The sequence below is a fragment of the Terribium retamae genome (assembly GCF_022347545.1).
In the GTDB taxonomy this organism is placed as follows: Bacteria; Pseudomonadota; Alphaproteobacteria; order Rhizobiales; family Rhizobiaceae; genus Mesorhizobium; species Mesorhizobium retamae.
Map to the genome: position 1 here is coordinate 273096 of NZ_JAKREW010000003.1, position 7085 is coordinate 280180.

The following is a 7085-nucleotide window of genomic DNA, read 5'->3' on the forward strand; positions in this document are numbered from 1 at the left end:
TCGGCTCTCATGGAACCGCACTTGCCTTCCCGCCATGTTCATGCCCAGTTCATGGTCAAATCGTTAGGCGGATCATGGCCCTCGCGGGAATTCGCGCGCTCGGCCGATGAGCCAGATCGGTGACGGAACGCCCGGAGAGTTCGGACTAAATGCTGCGCACGATTCTTTCGTTTTCAGCCCTGACGCTCGGCGCGTCGCTGTCATTCGTCGCCCAGGCTGCAACGACCGTGAAGCAGGGCGAGGAAAGCCAGATCTCGCACAAGGCCGAGGGTATCCAGGTCGCGCAGGACGGCGACTATCAGGTGTTCTACGACGGCAAGGGCAATCGGGTCATCGTCGACGGCTATACCGGCAAGGTGATTGCGATCCAGCCGCCGCAGACACGCTTCGACCGGCGCGCGCTGCGTCTCGAAAACCGGCAACGGCGCGTCGAACGCGCGCCCGATGATGAACGCTATTATCTCGACGACCCCGAGGACATGGCACGCTTCCGCAGAAGGCAGATGGAAGACCAGCGTGCCTATCAATATCCGGAGGACGATGGTGGCTACTATGACGGCTATCCGCCTCAGGGCGGCATGGCCGATACCTTTCCGCCAGCGCCCGGGTCGCGCGATCGCTACGGCGATCCGTTGCCTGCCAATCCTGAAGGCATTCCTGCCCCACAGCCGGTTGAGCGGCAACCTCTGGAGGCTTCGATCGACCCGGCGCAGCCGACATCTCCGGATGCGTCCATCGCCCCCGACCAGCCAGCAACCGGTGGAAAGTCGGCAGTCAACCCGTCGCTGTCGCTAGGTGCCCGCGAAGATGTCGCGGCACTGCAGGTTCTGCTCGACCGTGCCGGTGCTTCGCCCGGTGCCGTCGATGGACGTTTCGGCTCCAACATGGACAAGGCGATCACTGCCTATCGGGAAATCACGGGGACCAATCTGAAGTCGACCGATACGGCGGCCATCAAGGAGGAACTCGAGAAATCGGGGGGGCCAGCCTTTGCTACCTATTCCATCACTGCCGAGGATGCAGCCGGTCCTTACGTTGCCTCCATCCCGGAAGACTACAGCCAGAAGGCGACGCTGGAACGCATGAGCTTTACCTCGGTAACCGAGGCGCTTGCCGAACGCTTCCATATGGATGAAGCTTATCTCAAGGCGATCAATCCAGGCGTCAACTTCAACCGGCCGGGCACGCTGGTGAAAGTGGTCAATTTTGGCAAGCTGGCGCAGACGCCAGTAACGCACATCATTGCCGACAAAGGCCGCAAACAGGTTCGTGCCTATGATGCTTCGGGCAAGCTGGTGGCAGCCTATCCTGCGACGATCGGCTCGTCCGACACACCGTCGCCCACGGGCACGCACGCGGTTTCGCGCGTCGCTTTCGATCCGAATTATACCTACAACCCCAAGATCAATTTCAAGCAGGGTGCCAACGACAAGGTTCTCACCATCCCACCGGGGCCGAATGGGCCAGTCGGGTCGATCTGGATCGCGCTGGACAAACCGACCTATGGTATCCATGGCACGCCGGAGCCGTCGAAGATCGGCAAGACCGAAAGCCATGGCTGCGTGCGGCTGACCAACTGGGACGCCGCTGAGTTGGCGAGGCTGGTGAAGCCCGGCGTGCCGGTCGATTTTGTAGAATAGGGCTTCTTTCAGAACGACTGGGGCTTCGTTTTCGATTTCGCGCAGGGTTCCGTCCGAAAATCGATACCGGTTTGCGCAGCCATGCGTTAAGCAGAGCCATGCAGGCAAGTGGCGATACAGGCATGGATGCCGGTGTTCTCGGTGGATTGGCTTCGACAGAAACCTTCTGCCCGCAGCGCAACCGCCGCTATGTGCTGGTCGCCGCCATTCTCGCTTCCGCGCTTGGTTTCATCGACGGTTCGGTGCTTTCGATTGCCATGCCCATTCTGCGTGCCAATCTGGGTGCAAGCCTTGTCGAGGCGCAGTGGATTTCCAATGCCTATGCGTTGACGCTGTCGGCGCTGATCCTGGCCGGTGGGGCGGCCGGTGACCGGTTCGGTCTGCGCCGTGCCTTCGTTGCCGGGATCACGCTGTTCATTGCGGCATCGATCGCCTGTGCACTCGCGCCGACCGCGCCGCTGCTCATCCTGTCCCGCGCGATCCAGGGTATCGGTGCCGCCGTCATGGTTCCCGGCAGCCTTGCCATCATCGCCAAGGCTTATCCAAAGGCCGAGAGGGGCCGCGCCATCGGAATCTGGGCAGCTGCCTCGGCATTGACGACCGCCCTCGGTCCCGTGCTCGGCGGGATGGTGCTATCCAGTTTCAGTGATGGCGTCTGGCGCGCGATCTTCGCCATCAATCTGCCGCTTGGTGCTCTTGCGATCTGGCTGCTGCTCGCCAAGGTTCCTGCCGATTCACCCGCGCATCCGAGGGGACTGGACCTCGGCGGGGCTGGGCTTGCCACATTATCCTTTGGCGCCATGGCGTATGGTTTGACGGCGATGAGCGCGGAAGGCGGCAACGGTTCCATGATGATGAATGCCATCGTGTTTCTCATCGGCGTTGTCGCGCTCGCGGTTTTCGTGGCGTGGGAACGTCACCACCGCGAACCGATGATCGACCTCAAGCTGTTTAGGATTGCCGCTTTCTCCGGGGCCAATGCGGCAACTTTCTTTCTCTATTTCGCGCTGTCGGCGGTCCTGTTTTACCTGCCTATGCTTCTGATCGCTGGCTGGAGGCTGAGCACGGCAGAGGCAGGCTTCATTTTCCTGCCGCTGTCGGCGGCGATCGCCTTGTTGTCCGGGCCCGTCGGCCGATGGTCCGACCGTACCGGAGCGCGCCTGCCTATAACACTGGGCAGCTTTGTGGTGGGTCTCGCACTCGTCGGACTGGCTGTTGTGGTGGGAGTGGATTTCCGCGGCTTCTGGAGCGGCATTTTCCCGCTGACGATGCTGATGGGATTTGGCATGGCATTGGTCGTGTCGCCTTTGTCGACCGCGATCATGACTTCGGTCGACGACAGAGACACCGGTGCCGCCTCCGGGATCAACAATGCGGTCGCGCGGATCGCCGGGCTGATGGCTGTCGCCGCGCTCGGCGCGGTGGTGGGACTGGCCTATGCCGCCGCTGGCGGTTCTGCGAGTGGCTCCGAGTTCGGCGTATTGCCTCAGTCCGACATCGAGCCGGCGGCGGAGGCCATACGGACAGCCGCAACCGGGCGAGCCTTCCAGGCTGTCGCGGCAATCTCGGCGGTCATGTGTTTCATGGCTGCCTTGACCGCATGGCTGACGCAGCCGGCACAAATGTTGCCGACTCGTGAAGGCGGGCCGGGAGGTGCTATCGATCCTTAGAGCGGTTCCGTTTCACGGGACGTCCATCTGCGTCACGCAATTCCGGACGGAAAACCGTCGGGTACTTTCCTGGAATTGCTGGAGCATTTTTGGAGAGCCGGTTCCTTATCCAGCGATGTCCGTCTGTGGTTGCGGCGAACATCTTGCTTCGATTGAACGATATTTGCCGCCGGGAATGTGTTAGAGTGCAGGCACATAGCGTGATCGTATCACCAGTGGGGGCGCGCATGTCGAAGGATGATCTGCGGCGGCAGCTGAGTTCTTCCGGGATCGCTTCGGGCGATATGCGACTGCTCGACCGGCGCACGCTTCTGTTTGCCGGACTTTGGGTGCTTCTTGTTGGCGGGCTCTTCGCCTTCGCAGTGACCGTCAACCTGTTCGATTGGCTCTATGAAATCACGCGCGCCCATGAATACTGGCAGCTCGACGAGTTACTTGCTCTGCTTCTTTGCGTTGGTATTGGCTCGCTGGTCTTTTTGGCCATCCGGACCAGACAGCTCTCGCGGGAAATAAAGCGTCGAGAGGCCGCGGAATTTTTGGCCCACGAATCCGCGCGGCATGATGCGTTGACAGGCCTGGCTAATGGTCGACGCTTCCGCGAGGCTCTCGCTCAGGCGATCGAAAGTGCGCGGCAGTCGCAGTCAAGCTGCGCAATCCTGTTCATCGATCTCGACCGTTTCAAGCCGGTCAACGACATGCACGGCCACGCGATCGGCGACGAGGTCTTGATCGATGTGGCGCAGCAGATTGCGAAGGCAGCCCCTGCAGGAGCGACGGCGGCTCGGCTCGGTGGCGACGAATTCGGCATGATCGTGCTCGGGGTGCCAAGTCGCGAGTCGGTCCTTTTTCTGTCGCAGCGGCTTTCGCGCGATATCGGCAAGACACGTCAGATGGGCGAAGTGCAACTGGAGGTTGGCGCCACGGTCGGCATCGCTGTTTTTCCCGATGATGGACGTGATGCCGCGGAACTCGTCGCGGCGGCCGATAAAGCCATGTATGCCGCCAAACCTTCGCGCCGCGGGTTGATCAGCCTGGATGACCCGAATGGTGCGAGAGCCAACTGATCATCAGTCGTCATGAACAAACGGCTATTTGCTCGTGGTAGCGCCTGCACTGGCGACCTTGAGCCCGGTGCCTTCCTGTTGCTTCAGAAGATCGTCGATGCGTTCGCGTTCGCGCTTGAAGGCAACGAGATCTTCGCCTTGCAGGACCTTGCCGGTTGGCAGGCGCACGCGCATCGGATCGACTTTGGTGCCGTTGACGATCAGTTCGTAGTGAAGGTGGGCGCCGGTCGAAAGACCGGTGGTGCCGACATAGCCGATCACCTGGCCCTGTCGGACGCGGGCTCCCGGCTGGACGCCACGAGCAAAGGCGCTTTGGTGATTATAGGATGTTTCGTAGCCGTTGGCGTGGCGGATGATCGTCTGCTTGCCGTAACCGGCCGCCCAACCGGCCTTCTCGACAACGCCGTTGCCGGCAGCAATGATCGGAGTGCCCGTCGGCGCGGCCCAATCGACCCCGGTATGCATTCTGACGTAGCCGAGAATGGGATGCCGGCGCGCGCCGAAGCCGGAACGGAAGGTGCCGTTGGGAACGGCCTTGCGCAGCAGGAATTGCTCGGCGCTGCGGCCATTCTCGTCGAAGTAGTCGGTGCTGCCGTCCTGCAGCTGGAAGCGATACAGCGCGCGCGTCATGCCGCCTATGCTGGCCGCTACATAGAGGAGTTCGGAATCCTCCGAAGCCTGGTCGTCACTGTCGGGTTGCGAGAAAAGCACTTCCAGGCGATCGCTTGAACTGAGGCGCGACTGATAGTCGACGTCGGAAGCCAGCAGCTTGATGACGCGCTGCGCCATCTTTGTGGACAAGCCGTAAGAATAGGCGGCGCGATAAATGCCGTCATAGATGCTCGGCAGATTGCCGCGCACCACCACCGGGGGTGAATCGTCGAAGGCGGTTTGCAGCTCGGGATTGGGATCGGGCTCCTGCGCAGGCACGTATTGGCCGCGGTCGTCGAGCGCGATGGTGACGATGTGGCGGGTTCGGTCATAGACCCCGGTGCGGACGACCTTGGCAGCGTCACCGCGCACTTCAAGGCCGACACGAAGGACCGTGCCGGCCTTCAGCGCCGTGGTATTGAGCAATTTGCCGATTGCCTCGGCCATGCCGAAGGCATCCGAATTCGTATAGCCCGAATTGGAAAAGGCTTCGGCGATGTCACGATCCTTGGTGAAAGGAATAATGTCTTCCGCGAAGGTCAGCGCTTCCGTTTCGGTTTCGGCACGTGGGGCGACCGAGACGTTTTCCGGCACGATCTTCACGTCATAGGCACCAGCGATGGATTGAGAAAGCTGGTCGCCGAAACGCTGCGGGTCGACATAATGGAGGGCGGCAACCTGGACGGCGCCGTCGCCGAGACCCGCACTTGCCTGGCGAACGACTTTTTCGACTTCGTCGGCGGAAAGGTCGCTCTTCTCGTCGAATGACGCTGTTGCGATCGGGAAGTCGACCGTCTTCAGGCTCATCTCGCTTTCGACCTTGGCGCCATAGATCTGACCGGCTGGGACTGGAGCGGGGTTTGACGAGTCCGAGCTGTCGTCGCGGAACACCTGAAGCGGGTCGAAGGCGGGATAGGATTTGTTGGTGGTGTGATTGGCCGCGAGCGCCATCTTAACCTGCACGAAGGGCATGGTGTTGATGACATCGCGATCGCCGACCTTGGTGACCATGGAGACCTCCATGCGTCGCCGGTCCTTGGCCTTGGCAACCTGGCGGGGGGCTACCAGGCGTGTTGTCTTGGCTTCTTCTCCGGAATCGCCGCCATCAGCCAGACCGGCCAATTCGGCGATCTCGGGCGGTGTCGCCAATTGCTGGCGACCGTCGAGCGCAGCGACCAAGGCTACACCCATCAGGACAGAGGAGGTAATGCCGGTGAGGAACGTGCCGGACAGCCACCGCGCCGAGACCTCGCGGCGGTCCGGCGGGCCGCTGCGACCGTCCGCGATCAGCGGCGGCTCGTTGCCGAGTTCGGCTATGGCCTCGTCCGTGTCCTGCATTCAGAAAGGCGATTTCTTCCCAAGGCGGGTTTTTCGAATTCTCTTTGTTCTCTTATAAGGCCATGACATTTGCCTGCCGTGGCCTGTGAAGTCAACGAAAGCCGCCGTACATGGGCGGCAACCGTGACCCACCCCACGCTCTTGCACAGATCACTTCCTGTGAGAGGCGAGAACGTGAAGCGTTTCGGCTGTCTTCACTGAACCTGCTCTCTTCCTCCATTAAGGCGGCAATGCGGCCTAGCCGCCAGCTTTCGGGTGCAATCCACCTCGTAGCACCACCGCTGGATCGAACCTAGGCAGGGCAAATGGTCGATGCCTGGCGCCCATGAAGGCTGAAAAGCCTCGTCATCCTTTAGCTTGCGAACAATTGGCCTCGCGTAACACGGCCTGCGGAAGGGGTTCCGCCGGGCAGACGTTCGGTGAAAAGATTCGCTCAAATTATTTGTCGCAAAAAATTCAAAAAACTCGAAATCCTTGTTGACACTTCGAACGCCTGCCGACTATATACGCCTCATCAACGAGGGCGGTGCGCCGCTGGCGACAGCGAAGTTCGCTTCCGAAAAGACCTCGAAGAGAAATTCAAGAGAGCCGCGTGAGCGACACTCTGCTGGCCTGGAGCCGAGAGGCGGAACGGGCCATGACACTGCGTCTGTGGTGTCTGTTCTTTGACAATTGAATAGAGAAGAAAGAGAAACGTGGGCGGCAGAGTTCCTGCGGATTAG

At 60.9% G+C, this 7085-nt stretch carries 4 protein-coding genes; 3 read left to right on the forward strand and 1 reads right to left on the reverse strand.

Annotated features, from left to right (window positions below; all coding sequences use genetic code 11):
- Window positions 1–149: 149 nt before the first annotated feature.
- The 3 genes from L4923_RS06335 to L4923_RS06345 all read left to right on the forward strand — a co-directional run bounded on the left by L4923_RS06335 (window position 150) and on the right by L4923_RS06345 (window position 4374).
- Window positions 150–1640: a L,D-transpeptidase family protein gene (locus tag L4923_RS06335; protein ID WP_239362866.1), complete on the forward strand. Its 1491-nt coding sequence runs from the start codon at window positions 150–152 to the stop codon at window positions 1638–1640.
- 122 nt (window positions 1641–1762) lie between these two features.
- Complete coding sequence (locus tag L4923_RS06340; protein ID WP_239362868.1) at window positions 1763–3310, forward strand: MFS transporter; 1548 nt, start codon at window positions 1763–1765, stop codon at window positions 3308–3310.
- A 362-nt stretch (window positions 3311–3672) separates the two neighbouring features.
- A complete protein-coding gene (locus tag L4923_RS06345; protein WP_239362869.1) occupies window positions 3673–4374 on the forward strand; it encodes a diguanylate cyclase domain-containing protein in 702 nt (233 codons plus the stop codon).
- 24 nt (window positions 4375–4398) lie between these two features.
- On the opposite strand, the gene L4923_RS06350 is transcribed toward L4923_RS06345, so the two are convergent.
- Entirely contained in the window at window positions 4399–6363 is a 1965-nt protein-coding gene (locus L4923_RS06350; RefSeq protein ID WP_239362870.1) for a M23 family metallopeptidase, read from the reverse strand.
- Between the last annotated feature and the right edge of the window lie 722 nt (window positions 6364–7085).